General features: G+C 50.2%; 21 protein-coding genes. All 21 read right to left on the bottom strand.

The window, feature by feature from the left end:
• Position 1 precedes the first annotated feature (1 nt).
• On the bottom strand, positions 2-811 hold the full coding sequence (locus ACQUQM_RS04790; protein ID WP_432473346.1) for a hypothetical protein: 810 nt from the start codon (positions 809-811) through the stop codon (positions 2-4).
• An 8-nt stretch (positions 812-819) separates the two neighbouring features.
• Positions 820-1,404 carry a YmfQ family protein gene (locus ACQUQM_RS04785; RefSeq protein WP_432473345.1) on the bottom strand — a complete coding sequence of 195 codons (585 nt, stop codon included), beginning with the start codon at positions 1,402-1,404 and terminating at the stop codon, positions 820-822.
• On the bottom strand, positions 1,395-2,471 hold the full coding sequence (locus ACQUQM_RS04780) for a baseplate J/gp47 family protein (protein WP_432473344.1): 1,077 nt from the start codon (positions 2,469-2,471) through the stop codon (positions 1,395-1,397). Before ACQUQM_RS04780 ends, ACQUQM_RS04785 begins: the two co-directional genes overlap by 10 nt.
• Entirely contained in the window at positions 2,472-2,873 is a 402-nt protein-coding gene (locus ACQUQM_RS04775) for a phage GP46 family protein (RefSeq protein WP_432473343.1), read from the bottom strand.
• Positions 2,873-3,403 carry a phage baseplate assembly protein V gene (locus ACQUQM_RS04770; RefSeq protein WP_432473342.1) on the bottom strand — a complete coding sequence of 177 codons (531 nt, stop codon included), beginning with the start codon at positions 3,401-3,403 and terminating at the stop codon, positions 2,873-2,875. The genes ACQUQM_RS04775 and ACQUQM_RS04770 overlap by 1 nt, the downstream gene beginning before the upstream one ends.
• Positions 3,390-4,451 carry a phage baseplate assembly protein gene (locus ACQUQM_RS04765; RefSeq protein WP_432473341.1) on the bottom strand — a complete coding sequence of 354 codons (1,062 nt, stop codon included), beginning with the start codon at positions 4,449-4,451 and terminating at the stop codon, positions 3,390-3,392. Before ACQUQM_RS04765 ends, ACQUQM_RS04770 begins: the two co-directional genes overlap by 14 nt.
• A complete protein-coding gene (locus tag ACQUQM_RS04760) occupies positions 4,444-5,565 on the bottom strand; it encodes a DNA circularization protein (protein WP_432473340.1) in 1,122 nt (373 codons plus the stop codon). Before ACQUQM_RS04760 ends, ACQUQM_RS04765 begins: the two co-directional genes overlap by 8 nt.
• A gap of 1 nt (position 5,566) precedes the next feature.
• A complete protein-coding gene (locus ACQUQM_RS04755) occupies positions 5,567-7,048 on the bottom strand; it encodes a hypothetical protein (RefSeq protein WP_432473339.1) in 1,482 nt (493 codons plus the stop codon).
• A gap of 117 nt (positions 7,049-7,165) precedes the next feature.
• Complete coding sequence (locus tag ACQUQM_RS04750) at positions 7,166-7,462, bottom strand: phage tail assembly protein (RefSeq protein WP_432473338.1); 297 nt, start codon at positions 7,460-7,462, stop codon at positions 7,166-7,168.
• A 2-nt stretch (positions 7,463-7,464) separates the two neighbouring features.
• The gene (locus ACQUQM_RS04745) at positions 7,465-7,830 is read right to left on the bottom strand and encodes a phage tail tube protein (protein ID WP_432473337.1); all 366 of its coding nucleotides are present in this window, start codon (positions 7,828-7,830) and stop codon (positions 7,465-7,467) included.
• 11 nt (positions 7,831-7,841) lie between these two features.
• Positions 7,842-9,302 carry a phage tail sheath subtilisin-like domain-containing protein gene (locus ACQUQM_RS04740; protein ID WP_432473336.1) on the bottom strand — a complete coding sequence of 487 codons (1,461 nt, stop codon included), beginning with the start codon at positions 9,300-9,302 and terminating at the stop codon, positions 7,842-7,844.
• Positions 9,299-9,463: a hypothetical protein gene (locus ACQUQM_RS04735; protein WP_432473335.1), complete on the bottom strand. Its 165-nt coding sequence runs from the start codon at positions 9,461-9,463 to the stop codon at positions 9,299-9,301. Before ACQUQM_RS04735 ends, ACQUQM_RS04740 begins: the two co-directional genes overlap by 4 nt.
• Before the next feature lie 3 nt (positions 9,464-9,466).
• On the bottom strand, positions 9,467-10,327 hold the full coding sequence (locus ACQUQM_RS04730; RefSeq protein ID WP_432473334.1) for a hypothetical protein: 861 nt from the start codon (positions 10,325-10,327) through the stop codon (positions 9,467-9,469).
• On the bottom strand, positions 10,324-10,749 hold the full coding sequence (locus ACQUQM_RS04725; protein ID WP_432473333.1) for an HK97-gp10 family putative phage morphogenesis protein: 426 nt from the start codon (positions 10,747-10,749) through the stop codon (positions 10,324-10,326). The genes ACQUQM_RS04730 and ACQUQM_RS04725 overlap by 4 nt, the downstream gene beginning before the upstream one ends.
• Positions 10,742-11,059: a phage head closure protein gene (locus tag ACQUQM_RS04720; RefSeq protein ID WP_432473332.1), complete on the bottom strand. Its 318-nt coding sequence runs from the start codon at positions 11,057-11,059 to the stop codon at positions 10,742-10,744. Before ACQUQM_RS04720 ends, ACQUQM_RS04725 begins: the two co-directional genes overlap by 8 nt.
• Position 11,060: 1 nt before the next feature.
• Complete coding sequence (locus ACQUQM_RS04715) at positions 11,061-11,621, bottom strand: head-tail connector protein (RefSeq protein ID WP_432473331.1); 561 nt, start codon at positions 11,619-11,621, stop codon at positions 11,061-11,063.
• A 57-nt stretch (positions 11,622-11,678) separates the two neighbouring features.
• Complete coding sequence (locus ACQUQM_RS04710; RefSeq protein WP_432473330.1) at positions 11,679-11,858, bottom strand: hypothetical protein; 180 nt, start codon at positions 11,856-11,858, stop codon at positions 11,679-11,681.
• 68 nt (positions 11,859-11,926) lie between these two features.
• Positions 11,927-13,204: a phage major capsid protein gene (locus ACQUQM_RS04705; protein WP_432473329.1), complete on the bottom strand. Its 1,278-nt coding sequence runs from the start codon at positions 13,202-13,204 to the stop codon at positions 11,927-11,929.
• Positions 13,205-13,283: 79 nt separating this feature from the next.
• Positions 13,284-14,246 (bottom strand): S49 family peptidase, encoded by a 963-nt coding sequence (locus tag ACQUQM_RS04700; RefSeq protein WP_432473328.1) that lies wholly within the window; start codon positions 14,244-14,246, stop codon positions 13,284-13,286.
• Positions 14,228-15,424: a phage portal protein gene (locus ACQUQM_RS04695; protein ID WP_432473327.1), complete on the bottom strand. Its 1,197-nt coding sequence runs from the start codon at positions 15,422-15,424 to the stop codon at positions 14,228-14,230. Before ACQUQM_RS04695 ends, ACQUQM_RS04700 begins: the two co-directional genes overlap by 19 nt.
• Positions 15,425-15,683: 259 nt before the next feature.
• Positions 15,684-17,399 (bottom strand): terminase large subunit, encoded by a 1,716-nt coding sequence (locus ACQUQM_RS04690; RefSeq protein ID WP_432473326.1) that lies wholly within the window; start codon positions 17,397-17,399, stop codon positions 15,684-15,686.
• Positions 17,400-17,401 lie beyond the last annotated feature (2 nt).

Here is a 17,401-nt window from a genome sequence, read left to right as displayed (position 1 = left end):
GCTAACCCCTCATCCGTACATTAATCTCTGCATACACCTCAACCACGCCAAATCCCGAGGCAACGCCAAACCCATCCCCCGAGTTTGTTGTAGCGCATCTATGCTGCAACTCTATTGTTTTTGTTGCAGCTAGAACTACCTGCCCCTGGATAACAGAATCTGACTGCTCTCCCACAGTGGTTGCCGTATCCGCAGATGAACCAATTAATAAGTCTGTGCCATCAGTAATATTTCGAAGTTTCGCCTTATGAAAATCACATTTAGCTGCCGGAACTCTTACGTGAATCCAATATGTTCCTGGGGGAAGTGTAATCTGATTAGCAGAAAGGCTCGCCCCCGCAATGGTATTCGTAGCAACCGTATTTAAAGTGCGAGTTCTCCAAGCGCCCGATGTAAATGTTCCAGCGTCTGTGCCGCCAGCCTTCTCATCCCTAACATGGAGGAGTGCGTCTGCAGCCCCGAAAGCGGCCCACTCAGTGCCGCTCCATCGCTCAGGCTGGCCTGTAGTAGTATTTTCCCGCCAGTCGCCTACCGATGGGGATCCATCTCGCTGAGCCGTGGTGCCGACTGGCACCTGCATTGCGCCAGTTCCAGAAGTCTTTTTAACCAAAGCAGAGAAAAGCGTAGAAAGCTGAGTAAGGTCGTTAGGATCAGGGGTTAACCCACCAGCTGAGATAGCATTGACTATCTCCCGCATCGGGCCTTCAATTGCAGCAGCCGGCACAGGGGAGCCCGGAGTACCGGTACCCGGATTGCCATCTACATACGGATCATTCGGATCGGCGGCGCCGATAGGTGCTTGGTATTCCATTAATCACCTCACTGGTAATTGAAAAATAAGTCGGTATGGGATGGCTGCAGCTTGCGGAAAACGCATTCCAATTCAGCAGCCGAAACAATATGAAGCAGCTCTTCACCTGGCGCAGATACACCAGCTCGAAAATAGATTGATCTTTCACCCGGCACGTTCACGCGCCAGACAAAACGCATATCTGCAGGATTGAGCTCATAGCCGCACTGAGATATTCCGCAGATAAAAGGCTTGAAAGTATCGATGGTGATTGAGTAGCCGAGCTTGGCGGCGAGTGCGATGAAGTAAGCCTTGCTCTGGCCTCCTTTCATCACGTACTTAGCGTGAGCCGCTTCTCTTCGCTGCTGAATCGTTTGAGCGGCCGGAGTGCACGTATCCGGTAAAGCAAGTAGCCGCTCCCACTCTGGCAGCAATGCAGTAGCGGTCCGCGGGTCCAGCTCTTCCAACGCGATAGCGATATTGTTATCGAACCTCGCCAACGCAGAGGCAAAGACATCAAGGCATGCACTGTAGTCGCTGTTAGGCTCAGTATTCCAAGCAAGCCCCGGAGGGGATAAAGCCACTAGCTGTTGCCGATATGCTGTTATGTCCATGTCACAGCCCCCAGCACTGGTAATTCACCCGGGTTAAATGTCACATCAGCAGCTGGGGCTGTAATAACATGATCGTACTCGCCGGACGCAATCGAGACCGCTTCCCGGATATGAGACACTGGCAACAAACCAGATCCACTACCATTTTCAACATTAGCCGATCTCGCAAACAAATCAGACAGTTCAGCCTCTGCTGCTGTTCGAACCGTCGGGGTGTCAGGGGAAAGACCCGATATTGTGATAGGTACCGCAACAGCAGTTGGCGCAATAACATAAACATCCGCAGTTATTGGCGCCTGACCATCATCGGCATCAGCAACATAATCCTGAACCAGCTGTACGGTTGCGGCATCCGGCACAACCCCACCATCCACCGTAAAGAACACACCGACAGTTCCGGCGCCCATCCACTTCCGCTCAACCCATATACGGTGAATATTTACGCTTGGTGTTTCCTTTACCCATTTCACATAATCGCGGTCTGCGCCACCATGGGGAGGCTCCCGGATAACCTCAAGAGTGCGAGCTCGCAGAGACTCATCTGTTTCAGCATCTACACCGCCTGCCAGCACTCCTGCTGCAGAGGTGGAGTTAATACCGGGTACAGGGGTTACGAATGTCAGCGGTTCATCTTCAGCGGTATTACCGGTTACACCTGCCTCAACCGCCTCAACAGCGATAGAAGCAGCCCCTGCAACTATTGTGGCTCCGGTGGTGACGGTGAATTGAACGCCATCCACTCTCTGAAGCAATGTGTTTGCTACTACTGCCGCACCATCAGTGCCGGCAATAACGCGATTGCCTGACGCCTTTGTTTCCGCTTTGGCCGGGATGCCCCGAACATCAGCGCGCCGCTTAAGAAATTCAGCTTCTGCTGTATCTTCAAATGACTGATCAATGATGTAACTCAGGTGGCCGTGAAGGCCGTGTAAGCCACCAGCCTGCACCTTAGCAAGCACCCCAGCATTGGACCAGGCAACCTGCGACTTAGGCACTTTTAACATGGAAGACAGGTCTACTGTCTGCTGCTCCATCAATTCAGCAACAGTCGGACGATCATAGGGCATTTAGGATTCCTCGATCTGATACTGCATCAACTGGCCATCAGCCAGCGTTATAGAAATAGTTTCTTTCAGCACGCCCATTGCCACCCATTCAGCAGCAACTTGAACGGTCTTAGCCAGGCCGGTACTAACAACCCACAGCAAAGCATCAGAATCATACTGCTCAAGCTTTCGAGCGACTTCAGGCAGCTGTTTTTCCCGGGCAAGCGTCCAACGCAAAGAGCCGATGTCATCAGCCCACCAGCCCTGCGCATCATCCGGTTCAGCATTCGGATCCCGCTTATTGGTAAACAGAGAAATAATCACCGCCGTTGCCAGGGTGCCGTCTTCCTCTATGCCAAGATCAGTAATGTTGTACTGGGTGCCGCTCGTCAGATCGGTGAAGATCGTTTTGAAATCACTCATTACATTTCCTGATTAGGAGCATCGGTTGCCCCGCTGGTGTTGTTTTCATCATGATCATGAGTGTTGTAGGTTGACCGCATGCCCTCCATACTCACGCCGCCTGATGCAGACAGATCCGTGATCTGCCCTAACGCTGTCAGGTTGCCGGTGAAGTGAGCCAAAGGACTATCAAAGGTGATCTGGGTCGGGGCCGTCACATGCATTTTCCCGGAGCGCTGCAGATGAACCTTATTACCGGTGTCATCGTACAAAGCCACTTCTCCATTCTTTAGGCCCTTCATTCGATAGCGACGATCATCAACCGCGACTACCACGCCATGAGCATCATCCAGCGTAAGCACAATGCCTTCAGCACCTGCATGAGGATTAGAGGTATAACCGTACTGCTGGACCCGGGGCAGTTCATACACATCACCACTGAGTGTTTTGACCTGCAGGCGCTGAATGCCAGTATCGTCATAGCTGAGCGTAACAATGCCCCGCAAAACCTTACGGGCCAGCCGGCGCACCAGGGTTTTAATCATAGACATTGATATTCTCCCAGCCTGATGAACTCGAACTCTTCTCCTTGAGAACCTGAAGACTGAACGCTTCCTTTGGCACTACAGTGATATCGGCTTCCGTGCCGCCTTTACCGTAGCGGTAAACAACTTTGCTGATCAGGAACCAGCCATCGATATCAAAATAATAATCAACTACTCTCACCAGCTTATTCGGTTCCCAGAGCCCGCCATCGTGCTCCCAACCCTGAACGGAATACGTCACCTGGACGCTACGGCCTAGCCGGGTAGTCGCTTCGAACTGCGCACGCTTACTGAGGTCGGTATCACCCTCCTCAGCATCGATGACCAGTGGCCGGTAGCGCTTAACATTCGGATCCTTCGCAACGCCCAGAGCCTGAACTTGCTGCTCAAGCTCCCAGCCCTGACCGCCGTCATCAACCTGACCTTTTACCCGGTACTCACTGAACCGTTCGTGCTGTGAGAACTTGCCCGAACCCTTTTTGATGTTTTCGCCAGAAACAAGCGGCGTACTGATAGATCCTGAACCAACGGTCGTTATAACCAGATCACCCTCAGCTGAACTGGTCAGCAGAAGGCCCCGGCGGCGACAGGCTCTTTCAATGACTTCGTGAACAGAACCATCATCCGATCTATGCTTACTTAGCGGTGCGCCAACATCTACGCCTGACTCAACGACAGCCTTAATGCCAAACGGTTTGCAGAGCACTGAAGCGATGGCAGCAACGGTTTGGTCTTTGAACTCCCCGCCCGCGATAATCGCCGTGCAATCGACTAAATCACCGATAGCCGACCGGCCAGCAATGGAATAGTTATGTTGCTTAACCCCGTATGAGCCCTGAACACCATCAACATGACCGGTAATCACAAGCTCATTATTCAGTTCCAGCTTGCAACTAGAACCAGGACTAACCGGCAACACCCGGTTACCGCCATCAAAATAGCTCGATAAGCCTATACTGAACGTCGGCGCCGCCTGCTCAATAGATCGGGTAACCGTTACTTCCTTCCATCCGTCATATATAGCGCCATTAACATAGAGCCTGACGTCAGACATTGATCACCTCAATCTCACCCTGAACAAAGCCTGGATGCCTTACCGAATTCCGGGTGATCAGTTGCTGCTCATTATCGGCAGAGCCCGTATATTTATACGAAGCAACCAGCGACGGCGTAGTTTGCGCCAAAGAAACTTGCTGCAACTTAGGCAGTTCAGGCATTCGTAGCTGCATGTCCTGTTGAACCGCCACCCGAAGATCTGACAAGGTACGAAATCCCGCGTCATCAGATTGCCAGCTGACTTGTTCCAGCATCTCATATGCCGCAGTAGCTGCTTGCTCAGCTTCCGCCTGATGTTCAAAATCTACATCCACGAGAGTCTTGGCCGACTCAATAGCCGCGGCCTGTTGAAATACTAAAGCTGAAGCAGCCTGGTTCTTTGATATCAGTATTTGAGAAGGTGTAGCGCCGCTAACACTCTTTACAGGATTGTCAGTTATCAAAGATTCGTAGGCCCGCAATGAATCCATCGGCTTTGTTGCTACCTGGCTAATGCTGCTGACAGAGCCAAACACTTTTTTAGCCAAGTCCAGCGGCTGCCGGATAAGCCCGGACACCTCACCGGAAGACCCAGCCGCTCCCGTACTGATCGAATCCAGAACGCCGGCTATCTGATCTACCGCCGCAGTACCAATAAAGGCAGGCCCCTTAACATCAAAGCCGGCATTGAATGATTGAATAGCAGCAGCTTCCGCAGCTATCGCTTTGTCAGTTATCGCCTGGCGGCTATCGATGGACTTTACCGGGTGATCGTTATGCCCTGATTCCTTGCAGGTAAGAATGAAGGATGCAAAGCGGCCCTCGAACCGGATCCGCGCCTGGACGGTAACATAGAGCTCACCATAGTAAGGGTGAATCAACAACCCCGGCCCTTCAGCTTCAAAAGCATCCTGCAAAGCGTGAGCTTTCTGGAGAAAGTCAGCGCCATCAACGCCGCCGGGCACAGTGTAAACACGCTGCTTCCGCCCGGTATCTTCGCTGTATGGATCATCCCTGCCGGCATACTCATGGTCTGCAGTACGCCGCCCAACTTCAGTTTCAGGGATTTCAATCAGATGGAACTGAAGCCCTCGAAAAGAAGCGGGCAGAAGTTTATTCAACCAGTCAGACATACTAAGGCCCTGCCATCATCATGCCGGCATCCACAGAGAGGCCCATGTTTGAATTATCACTCTGGATATCCTGAACCCGAGGGCGCCCCTCAGAATCGATCTTGATATGAAGACTACCGCCGACTTGTGCCTGAGCGTTCGGAACAGCAGCGGTTACCGGTTTGGAAGAACCTCCCAGAGCCAGTAGGTCAATAGCCCACTTGGGCAACAGGCCTTGCAACTTTGATTGAAGGCTGTCGAGAATATTGAAGCCGGAAAGCATCTTGATTAGCTGAGCAGCTCCCTGAATTAGCGGAGCAAACGGGCTGTATTTAAACGCCACCTTGGCAAAGCTGACTACAGCGTCTTTCACCTTATCCCAGTGCTTGTATAACAGGACTGCACCAGCCACCACTGCAGCGATACCGGCAACAATCCAGCCGATAGGCGTTGTCATCATAGTAATGCCGAGGGTCTTAAATGCCCCGGCAAGTGCTACGACACCGATTATCAACTTACCAGCGATGACCGCCCCGAGGACCGTGAACACAGTATTCATTAGCCCAAAGTTTTCGGAGATCCACATAGCGGCATTGCCCATTCTGCTTAATATTGCAGAAAGTTTTTTGGCTTCTTCCTTAAACAGTGGAATATTCGCTTTGGCCATCACTGTAAATCTTTCGATCATGCTGGCCATAATCGGTAGAACCTGGCCGCCAACGACATTCTTCAACCCCGTCATAACTCCGGTCAGATTGGTCAACTTATCCTTAAACGCCTCCGCATCTTTTGTGGCGGCCTCTGACATCACCAACCCCAGCTGTCGAGCCTCTTCTCTCAGTTTCGATATCCCTTCAGCCCCTTCCGCAGCCATCTGAACCATCTTGACCCCTTCGGAGTCGAACAGCTTCATAGCTAGGGCATTACGAGTAAGAGGATCTTTAACCTTTCCAAGCTTATTGAGAGCATCTATCAGAAGCTCCTCTGTCCCTTTTATATTCCCGCCGGAATCTTTAAGCTCAACTCCCAGAGCCTTTAGAGCCGTTCGAGCTTCCCCCATTCCATTTGCAGCTTCACCGGCCCTGCGACCAAAACGCTGCACAGCCATATCGAAAGTTTCTGCGGCAATCCCAGAGCGGTCTGCGGCAAAGCGATACTCTTGCAGCGCCTCAACACCAAAACCCAAACGCTGGGAGGTTTTTGCAATATTGTCACCAGCATTAGCGTATGAGCTAGCTAGACCAATGCCAGCCAAACCAATTCCAGCACCGATTTTTGCCAGCCCCGCTACTGCTCGGCCAGCTGCCTTAGCCTGGCGGGCTGATTTCTTCAGATCTCGATTAAATTTCTTAAGCCCCGACTGACGCCCAAGCTTATTCAAAGATCGGTTAACCCGGTCAACCGGGGCTCTCAGCTTCTCAATACGGCTATTGATACGCATGACAGGACCGCTCAGCTTATCGATTGCACCGATAATGACCGAAAGCCGTTTGTTATTCGCCATCGTTTGAAAGCTCCGATTTAAGTCGTTCGCATTGACGACACCAGAATAGAATGTCCGGCATCGTCAACGATTTGAGTTCAGAGGGAGGAAATTTGAAGGTGTACGCGATGTTGCCGATCAGGTCCCCAATGTTTCCAGGAACTGACCGGCTAAGGGGTTTACCACTTTCATTACCAACATTGCGTCCTGATAGTTCAGGGACTTGATTGTGGAAGGTGGTACCCGCGCCATTCTGGAAGCCAGCTCCAGTGTTGGAAGAACCATCTTAGTGCCATCTTCAACTTCCATAGGAAGTGTCATCAGATCGCCACCGGTTGGCTCATTTAGAATCAGCACTGTCACTTCGTCTTCGTGAGCCTGAACCGGCTTGGTTAGAGTGATCCTTTTAGGCCACTCGGTTGCTTGATCTGCCATGATTATTTAACCTCCTCTGCTGATTCGCCTTCAAAACGGAATCCAACAGTTGCCTCTTCTGAGTTAGCATCGCCATCATCCGCGTACCATGCATTACGCAGCACAATGGTTTTTCCATTTGCCAGTTCGGCAGTGATTGTTACGCCATCCAGCTCCTGAAAAACGCCCAGATCAAGATCGCCTGTGTCGATCAACTCACCAGCAATGAACGGAACCTTAGGCGTTTCCTTGTAGAGATGCTTATGGGAAGCAGTGGAGATAGCCTCCCGCTTCGGCTTACCCAAGTTATAGGTTAGGCCTGCCTTAACGTTGTGCTGTTGGCCGTCTACCTTGAAATACAGGCGACCGGCTACGCGATTTTTACTCATGGTTCGTTACCTCACAGACGGAAATCGATACGGGATGCCATAATGCGCAGCTGATTAACCAGATCAGGCGGCAAAATCATATTCAGGCGGTTAGGGTCTACAGGATCAATGGCAACTACCAGATCCGCTTTAAACTGGGCCACGCTCTCAATCAGGCCAAGATCTGCCCAATCACCAGCCAACGCCACCATCTCTGATTTCATCAGCTTTGGTGTCATAACGTTATCGCCCCGGGATCCATCTTTACCCAGCTTGAAACGCGGGAATTTCAGCAGCATGCGAGTACGCCAGGTGTATCGCAGATAACTGAGAGTAAAAAGCGACTCCGTATCCAAATAGCTTGGGTCAGGCGCGCCAAATTCATTTTCGGTATAGGTCGTAATTGCACGCTCAATGCGAACCACACCGCCGGCATCCACCGCAGTTGTGCTGATACCGTCAAACAGCAGCAGGTTACGTTCTGACAGAATGAATCGGTCAGACTCTTTTGGCGCCAGATCGCCTTTCAGGCCCAGAGTCTGAAACGGGCGAGCCGGATCATTTTGCGCTGAGAATGCAATTTGAGCAGCTATCATTGCAGCACGCTCTTCAGGGCTGACTGGATAGCCGTATGACTCAAATACCGATACGTGCGGGCTATTCCTGCTCTGACCTAGAGTAGTCAGACCAGCATGATTTGCCCGGTGAGCCGCAATCGCGACACCATCAATCGCCCGCATTGGCCCAAATCTATCAGCCAGCTCAGCTTCCAATGCAGCCAAGTTGGCCGCATCAGTCCAGGGCATTACCGGCACATTGAACCAGGTATCACCCATTGCTGTAATTACATCAGCAACATCAGGGTTCCCGGTGCCGCCACTCATGGCCGAAATTGCTACGGTTACACCAGCAGGCAGAGCCTGACCAGCAAAGTAGTTAGTCCGGATATCGATAGCGTTACCATTCTCACCTTTATGGCGAGCGGTAACAGTAACGGTACCAGTAGAAGCGGAAGCCGTAACAGACAACGAACTATCAGCGGTAATCGCTGCAGCAATAGCAGCTGCAGTCGTGGTTGCAGAGTCGTCTTTAGCAACGCCTACTTTCACCTGAGTGCCCGCAACATACAGGTACAGCGTACCGGCTGCAGTAGCGGTGCCTGTAACGGTAACTGTACCGGTTGCGGCAGATCCTGCGACATCATCAACCACCGGAATACAGATGGTCTTGGTGAACAGGTCGTTATCCTTATAACGCTTCACCATCTTGGCCAGCATTGACCCTTTACCAAACAGAGAATCCGCCTGCGGCGGAGAAGTTACCTGAACCTGCTCAAGCGCAGTAGCTGTACCAACTGCCAGCATCTGACCAATGATCAGCACTGTATAGGGCTGGCCTACCAACCCCTGAACAGCGAAATCGTTATTGAATTCACCGTAAGCGCCTGGCACACGCAGATTATTGGGTACCAGCTCAAAACTGATCTGGGTCATTTGGATTTACCTCGCTTCTTTGAGCAGTCAATCAGGGAGCCGTCTTTGATACGGCGGCGGACAGTGGTTGTCAGTTCAACCGACTTTTCCTTTTCTGTGACGCACACAGAATCAGACAGCCGGCACACCTGCCCCGGCTGGGCTTTAACTTTTATCTTCATGGGTTATTCCTGCGGGATGGTAAGGGTGTCTTCAGCTTCTGGATCAGCGTCCTGATCAATGTTCCAATCGGCGTGGACCGTATTCAGCGGTACCAGCGCAACATCAGGAATGACGGTGTAGTATTCAACATCGAACGTCATAACGCGGTGTTCATAATGCAGCCGGCCAACAGATGAATACTGTGTACTGATGCCAGACAGATCATGCCGGGACTCAGTGATAATGTTCAGATCAGGGTGTAACAGAGCCTCAACCTGACCAACAATCGCCTCAAGCTCATTCTCAGATGTAACTGAGGATTGAGTTTTGATGTTTACCTCAACCCGGGCTTTCCGTTTCTGATCTGAATTACCGGTTTCAACATCCGTATCCTGTAACCGGACACCAATAGAAGGCAGGCTATCGCAGTTAGCAAAGCCGATACGAGTGGCAAATACATTGGCAGCGGCATTCGTGCCAGACAGAAGAAGCGATTTAACCGCCCCTCTGATCCCAGCCTGAGCAGACTCAGTAACTGATTGCAGATCCGTGATCTCAACATCGAGTGAGATCCCGTATATCCCAGTATCGCCGTCCAGGTAATCGCCCCGATCCTCAACCGAAACCAAGTATCCCGGGTGAGCACTGACCAGAGCATTCCGAACTTCAGCGGTAACATCCATTGCGCCCTTGTAGCCTGTATGCCATACCGTAACCCTTACCCGGTAACCTTTGGCGCCATAAGGTGCACGACCGTCTTCCGGAGTAAATTCACTCTCGATACGGTACACAACACCCGGTGCATTCTTATCATCCGGAATAGCCACAGGGTAAAGCTCGACCGATATCCCGATCAGCCAGGTTGTAAGCGTTGCCTCGATCATAGTTTCTTAAGCTCTTTTTCAACTTCGTCTTCAAATACCCGCTCTACATCACGGCGTTTTCTGTCCAATGCGGGCTGAATAAAAGGCTGGGCTTTCATATTCTCGGTGCCGTATTCAAGGAACCAAGCCTTATAGGATTGGGATCGCTTCTTGGCTATTCCGTGATGATCGACCGACATCACCTTGCCGAACGGCCCGATAAGCGCATAGGCCCTACCACCGCCCTGATCCACTTTGGTTTTTGTCTTAACCGATTGCAGCAGATCACCTGTACGCCGGGGCGTCATCAGGATCATTGCATCTTCAACTAGCTTTGCAGCTTTTCGGCTGGCGCGGCGAGTAACCTTTATCCGGATGTTGTTGGAGAACTTCTCCAGTGCCTCAACTGTATCCGCAAGATCAACGCCGTATTCTTCAGCCATCGGTCCACTCTTCACATTTAAGATCGAGATAAGCACCGGTAGGATCAGGAAGTATCGCCAAAATCCGGAGTTTCCGGGCGCCATGGATTACACGCATATCATCATGAACACCCGGACGCTTCCGGATCCGCACTGATACAGTAATAAAGTTCTGGGTTTGATCAGAATCCTTCGATTCACGACCAGATAGGTTTTTTACGTTCGCGTATATCTTGGTGAAGGTATCGCCCCAAGACTCAATATCTTCTGAGACTTCATTTTTAACGCTGGTTTTAGTTTGCAACGTCACACGGTGCGGGAACTGTTGCATATCACACCTGCTCAACTTTGTAGGGTTGAAGCAAGCTATGAACAGATAAATCTATCTCAGAGCTAGATTGGCCAACAGCCTCACGATTCCTAAACCAATGCCCTACTAACAAACGAATACATTGCTTAATGCTTTCAGGTACGCTTTCCGCATCACCATAGCCACAGGTAAAGCTGACAGTTACCGGTTGAGGATGGTTTGATTTAACTCCGGGCCATGGCTCCAGCGGTATCACCTGCCCTACAATTGAAGCAATATCGACGTGATATGTGCTGGGGTCCAGCGTTTTAGGATTACCTGCATCATCGATGTAAGAGATTGTCTCAACTGACAGGAGATTAGGCACCAACTCAACAAGTGAGCTAAAGGTACCAATGTATTGCTTTTCCTGCGTTATTAGAGGCCGATTCGTATGCTTCTCACAGAAATCCACTGCCGCCTTAATCAAACTTTCAATGAGCGGATTTTCATCTATCAGATCAACATCCATCTGACATTGAACTCTTGCATCAGGCAGTGTAATTGGATCTTCAACGGGGCTTGTTACTGTAACTATTGGCATATCATCACCTAAACACTCTTAACGAAGAGCACCAAAGATGCTCTTTAGTAAGATCGCTTATTCAGCAGCCTTTGCTTCTTCAGCCTTAGCTTTCCCTGGCTCAACTGCGGCCTTGCTGGCAATTAACTTCCCAGCTTTCTTAGCATCAAAACCAGCAATATCACCTTTGCTGTAACGTCCCCAGGGCTTTACAAATTCGACGCTTACCAGTTTCTCTTCTGCTTTTTGCTTAGCCATAACTTAAAATCCCCTGATCTTGTTATGTTCTGAAATAGAGCGCAGTGAGAACTGCGCCCTAATTGTATTTACCAGATAACGCCGGTACCCAGGACCAAGCCTTCAGGATGACGGAAGCCAACATCGTGCTCGGTCACCACTCGAATAAGCGACTGGTTACGAGCAAATGCAGACACCAGATTGTTGCCTGAATCTTTGTAGGTGGCTTCTTTGGAAAAGTCGACGCTCATATTGCCTTCTTCACCGATCACAACATCATTCCAATCTGCAAAGTAAATCTCGGACTCATTTGAGCCAACACCTAGGTTCGTCGGAATAGTTGTGGTGTGCTTGATAGGCCAGCCTTTCAACTGACCTTGAGCCATTTCTGGATACACTTTGTTGCCGTTACCATCGCGCAGACCAAACAGCTTCATATAGGTACGGGGAGATAGCGCCCAGCCCGGGTTGATCAGCATGCTATCGCTGTTCATCAACTTCAGGATCAGGCTGTCGAGATAGGTATCAATACCCGCCAGATCAACGTTGCCAGACCATGCCACAGTACGGCTTGCGGTCGTTGCGACTGTCTTAAAACCCGTAGGCGTATTATTGGTTCCGTCATCTCGAAGGAATGCCTTGTCTTCACGGACCGCCATAGAGTTCAGCATGTCATTCAGGAATAATTGCTCGACATCGTAGCCGGCACGACCAATCAGCTGATTGGAGATCGGAACCAGGGTAATCATCGTCTTGGCAGACAGCTGAACATCATCAGTAGCGCCTTCTGTTGCCAGAACGTCAGCACCTTCCCCTGTATATCCTGAAGTTGCACCGGAAGACATGCGTGGCAGTCCCATATTGCCGTTTGGCAGCGGAACTGAACGGGCGCCCAAATTACGGCAAACAGTCTTAGGGCGTAACAACTCGATTACTTCGCTGTGAACATTGCTGGGGATCAGAGAACCGCCACTCCCCGCACTGGTTTCGATTGCCATAGCAATGCTTGGGTCACCGATTTCAGCATTGGCAAAGTTAACTGCCAGACTCAGATCACCCTTACCTGCCGCAATAGCCATTGCCGTCCGCGCAAAGGTAGCGCCAACATACTGCTTCAGCTCAGGCTTAATATGCACTGCAGGTGCACCCTGGTATGCAGTGATAGGTTGAGCAGCAGATGCCGCCATTTTCTCAGCGCTTTCAAGACGACTAATAGATGCTGTCAGTTGATCAAATTCAGCTGACAGCGTTTCGAACTCCTGGACCTGTTCAGCTGAAATAGTGCCATCTGCTTCTGCAGAAGCCAGCACCTGAATCTTGTCGTTTACGCTTGCACGCTCGCGGCGGAGTTGGTCAATTTTACTCATCGTATTCACCTTTAGTTAGTGATGGTAGGACATAAAAAAAGCGACCGAAGTCGCTTGTTAGTTCAGCTCCGCCGCAGGGCTAAAGCTGAGATTCTTTATCAATTGCAGCGGCTCGCATACCAATGGCAGTGCGCGGAGGTGCAGCTGTAATATGCTTTGCAGCAATGTTGTTAATGGCATCCTGAGCAGGCGCAATCTCATCCACAAATCCGATAGATAGTGCTTCCTCTGGCGTGAGCAATCGTGCTTCAGTGTCGATCACAGCTTGTAACTCAATACCACGATATTTTGCTACTGATGAAGTGAACTGTTCGTAAGAGATATCTAGCCTGCTATTTATTTCAGCAATGGCCTGCTCAGTGATTGGCTCATGTGGGCTGCAATCATTTTTATGACCGCCGCGATAGAAGGTGTTGTATTTAATACCAACCTCTTCTTCCCACTTACTAACCTCAAAGGTTTCCATTATTACGCCAACAGAGCCAACACCGCCGGTTGGGCTACAGATGATTCGGGAACAAGCCGAAGCTAGATAGTAGCCTGCCGAATAAGCAGCAAAGTTAACGATGGCAGTGATAGGCTTAACATTGGTGCTTTCATGAATGTAATCAGCAAGCTCCATACAGCCCATTGCCATGCCGCCGCCGGTATGAAAATCAAGCACGACCTCTTCTACTAACTCATGCTTTAGGGCAGCACTAATCTGAGTTCGCAGTCGTTCATAGCTGATCAGCTCAGTACACGCAGAATCAATAGTTCCGCGTCGCGCCACCAAGACGCCATGGACTCGAATCACGGCAACTTTCCCTACAATGCACATATGCTGAACTTCATGCTCTTCATCAGACAGCTGCATTGCCTGGCCATCAAGCGGCTGGGCGCTATCAACATCAAGATGAGTATCTGGCAATTGCTGACCAGTCAGGCGAGGAATTAACACCGCCTTCACTGAGGCCACAACTTCAGGCGTTGCATACAGCGGCGTGTTAAATACCATGGCCGCTATATGCGGATAATTAATCATCATTTGTTGGCGAGACATAGAATTCCCTCAATCTCTTTCATCTGTTCTGGAGTGGCATTCATAGACTGCTGAATCTGATTTGAGTCAGCCATATTTAACGGTGTGAGATATTTATCACCACCAGGTATCGGCGGCATATTTTCCATTCGGCGAATATCATTTACAGATAAGAATCCCCACTGCCGACCAATAGCGTAAGATTCATAGCGTGACTTTTGATCGCCTCGTAACAACCCGGAAATATTAAATTCTATATAAAGAGATTTGCGATCTTCAGGGAGTAAAAGATCCCTCATCATTGCCGCTTCATGACGCTTTATCCATGGGAGCAGCGTGTAGATCACGAACCCTAAGGACATCTGTTCAATACCAGAACCCCATGACGAAGCTTTATCTTGATGCTGCACCATATGCAGAGGGATCTTATAAAGCCTGCAAATCTCCGCGACACTAAAGCTTCGACTGGCTATCAGCTGTGCCTTTTCGTTATCCATCGACAGAGGCTTATAGCTCATCCCCTCTTGCAACATTGCGACTGAGAACGCATTACTTAAGCCGCTATGCCTATCTGCAAATTTAGATAGCAGCCGATCTACACCCTCTTGCGTCTTTATTGCCCCCGCTTCATGAGGCCGCTCAATCACACCGCTCATCGTAGTACCGCGACTAAAAACAGCAGCTGCGTGTTCTTCGGTAGCCAATCCCAAGCCGATAACATCAGCACTGGTTTGTAGCGGTGACAACCCAACATATCCATCTAATGAGAACGCGCGAATGTGGTGAACCATCCGCATAGGCAAGATGCCGTCAATGCCCTGAATATCGTAATAAGGCATTAGGTCTGGGCCTTTTAGCACCGACACTTTCTTCGGATTAATTGGCAGCAACTCTGTTACATATCCGGCACCATTCCGCTCTATCAGAGAGAACTGATTTCCTTCAAGACCTAAAGATCCCTGGCTCTGCTCGTAATATTCGAAAGCGTTATCCTTACGGTTTGGCTGGTGACGAATCACATCATAGAGAGTGTGATCTGTAGCCTTTTTACGCCCACCATTCTCATCACGTCGATACAGCTCGCACGGCAACTGAGCAATAGATTCAGCCAGCAGAGTGACGCAGGACCTTAATGCTGAATTGGCCAAAGCCGTTTCTGTAGTCACCATCATTCCAGCTTTGGTTTTTCTACCAGACATTGAGCTGATCCAACTACTCCAGTCGGATGATTGGCCTGAAGAACTACCAGCCGCTCTGTTAAACATCCCAGGCAAAAACATTAAGAATCACCTCCGGATACAGGAGTTGCTTTCCGGGAATAGCTAACTGACATTAATAAAGACCAGATTAAACACAGCGTCCCACAGACGATAAGACCGGCAGGCTGATAAATAAGCCAGGCACCAAAAGAAACCAAAGCAACCCCAAGCAGGCCGATAACAAAACTGAGAATAATCATTAGCAGGCCACATCCGTTGAATCGTAAATTGAATCACTAGGACCTTCAGCTTCTTGAAGCATCACTCGTCCTATTGCCATCATTAGCGCCACAGCACCATCGATCTTGTTGTCATTACCCTCTTTAATCGGGCGAACAACATCGTCATTCCCGGGCAAAAACTTCCCGACAACGTTTGAAATACACCAGGTCATGATCGGATGAGCGTCATGGTGGAACCGGCCAGCATTAATCGCCGCCTCCAATTCCTTCATTGGGTCGCTTAAGTTTGTGTAGTTCTGGGTTATGGTGACGGGGTTTAATCCCTCGTCTGACAGATTGTGCGATAGGTTTGTTGCCCCGTGCGGGTCGATTGCCGAACATACAATTGGCGCTATCGATTGGGTGTCCATCGCCTCTGCGAGTATTTCCCGGTAATCGATCTCGGCACCATCTGTCGGTATCAGGTGTTCGGTATTCACCCACTTCTGATATCGCTCTGCCTGACGCTTATTATCGTCATCAAAAACTGTGTCTTCTGGCACCCAAAAAGCCGGCTCAACACAATAGTAATGCCGCTTGCCTTCGATATCTTTCCAGAACAAGCGCGGCATGCTGTTCATATCCAGCTTTCGGGCCAAGTCGAAGCCGAGAGTACATTCCTCACCCTGGAACTGCTCCAGAGTCAGGCTGGCATCCTCGCAAGCCTTCCACTTCTCCATATTGAAGAATGCAGTTTTACTCTGAACCCAGATATTCAGATGCTTTGTTTTAAAGGTGTTTACGTGGCGCGGGTTTTTAATTGCCCGCTGCTGCTGGCTGATCAGGTAATCTTCATACACCGATACCCCCATGTTGGGGTTAGCCTTACGAAGAGCATCAACTGAAGTCCAGTCATCGCCCTCATCAATGGTGTAGATAATCCCGAACAGAGCGTCATCCGGCGTGATACCTTCTAACATTTCAATAACGCGTTGGCGATGATCAAAGCACGGGCCAGCGATATCAGAACCCGCTGTCGTGATAGCCCAGATCAGAGGCTGCTCACGCGCACCCATGCCGGTAATCATCGTGTCGTATAGTGCATCATCACTATGCTCGTGATACTCATCGACTATAGCTGCAGAGGGTGAAGCACCATCACCAGGATCACCAATGATCGGCTCAAAGCGGGCATCATCAGAAGGCCTATTTAAATTCTTGGCATTAATCTCTATGCCAAAATACGTAGTAAGATCAGGCGTTCTCAAACACATCTGACGAGCAGGCCGGAATACTTCCCATGCCTGCTTCTCAGTAGTCGCACCTGAATATACTTCCGCGCCGCCTTCATTATCCGCGGCGAACATATAAACACCGAACCCGGCGCCTATCGCTGACTTACCGTTCTTACGCGGTATCTCTGAATAAGCTTCTCGGAACCTGCGAAGACCGTCTTTCTTTCGCTTCCAGCCAAACACTACGGCGAACTGGAACAGCTGCCAGGGCTCAAGCTTTATCTTCAGTCCGAGCTGAGACCATTTCCCTTTTGTGTGCGGCAGCTTCTGAACAAATTTACAAATACGCTCAGCAGCATCACGATCAAACCGATAAGGAAACGCCTTAGTCTTTGAATCTCTGAGGTTATCAAGGTGACGCTGGCAAGCGAGTTGCACATACCGACAGGCCACAATTCGACCAGCCACCACATCACGCGCATACTTATTCGCAGCGTTGACGTTTGGGTAACTGGCCATAC

The organism is Amphritea sp. HPY, from assembly GCF_050870985.1.
Classification (GTDB): Bacteria; Pseudomonadota; Gammaproteobacteria; order Pseudomonadales; family Balneatricaceae; genus Amphritea.
The sequence above is the reverse complement of the archived record's forward strand: the minus strand, read 5'-3'. Positions and strand labels throughout refer to the sequence as shown.